Annotated in this window: 1 protein-coding gene; it reads right to left on the bottom strand. The window is 77.1% G+C overall.

Annotation, left to right across the window (positions count from 1 at the left end; all coding sequences use genetic code 11):
- Window positions 1-284 (bottom strand): DnaJ C-terminal domain-containing protein (locus ACLBXP_RS26010; protein WP_447670669.1); only part of this gene is annotated, 284 nt, incomplete at both ends.

Genomic DNA, 284 nt, shown 5'->3' with positions numbered 1-284 from the left:
CGCCGAGCACCGCGTCCTCCAGGGGCACTTCGACGGTGGCGCGCAGGTCCGCGCCCTCCACCTTGAAGCGCGGGTGGGGCAGCACGCGGATCGTCAGGAGCGCGTCGCCGGGCTCGCCCCGCGGCCCGGCGGAGCCGCCGAGGCCGCGCAGCCGGATGGTCTGGCCGCCCACGACGCCCTTCGGCACGACCCCGTCGACCTCGCGGCCGCCGGGCAGCGACAGCCTCAGCTTCTCCTCGGAGCCGACCTGCTCCAGGGTGACGCTCAGCTCCGCCGCGACGTCC

The organism is Methylobacterium sp. A54F, from assembly GCF_053346035.1.
Note: the sequence above shows the minus strand (reverse complement) of the source record. Positions and strands in the feature narration are given on the sequence as shown.